This is a genomic window from Rhodococcus sp. P4_C10 (assembly GCF_056402135.1).
Genome location: NZ_JBFUHZ010000103.1, coordinates 1 through 750 on the forward strand (window position 1 = coordinate 1; position 750 = coordinate 750).

Sequence of the window (750 nt, forward strand, 5' to 3'; positions counted from 1 at the left end):
CGAGGCCGGCGCCACCGTGCTGCACATCCACGTCCGCGAGGAGGACGGCAAGGGCTCCAAGCGCCTGTCGAAGTTCAACGAGCTCCTCGGCCGCCTCCGCGAGGCCGTGCCGGACATGATCCTGCAGGTCGGCGGCTCCATCTCCTTCGCCCCCGAGGGCGACGGCGCGGACGCCAAGTGGCTCTCCGACGACGTGCGCCACATGCTCGCCGAGCTGGACCCGAAGCCGGACCAGGTCACCATCGCGATCAACACCAGCCAGATGAACATCATGGASCTGATGACCCCCGGCGACATCAAGGGCACCTCCCTGGAGAACGCCGASCTGKCCACGACCTACCGCGAGATGACCGTCCCCGCCGGCCCCGAGTGGGTCGAGGAGCACCTGCGYCGCCTGCAGGCCGCCGGCATCCAGCCGCACTTCCAGCTCTCGTCCATCCCGCAGCTCGAGACCGTCGAGCGCCTGATCCGCCGCGGCTTCTACACCGGCCCGCTGAACCTGACCTGGGTCGCGATCGGCGGCGGCTTCGACGGCCCGAACCCGTACAACATGATGCAGTTCGTCAACCGGGTCCCGGACGGCGCCTGCCTGACGCTGGAGACGCTGATGCGCAGCGTGCTGCCGGTGAACACGATGGCCATCGCGATGGGCCTGCACCCGCGCTGCGGCAACGAGGACAACCTGTGGGCCCCGAACGGCGAGGTCAAGATCACCTCCGCCGAGCAGGTCCGCCAGCTGGTGCGCGTCGC

At 69.4% G+C, this 750-nt stretch carries 1 protein-coding gene; it reads left to right on the forward strand.

What is annotated here, in order from left to right; all coding sequences use genetic code 11:
* The coding region (locus AC1DWC_RS26705; protein ID WP_477912914.1) for a beta-keto acid cleavage family enzyme at positions 1-750 on the forward strand (750 nt) is incomplete at both ends.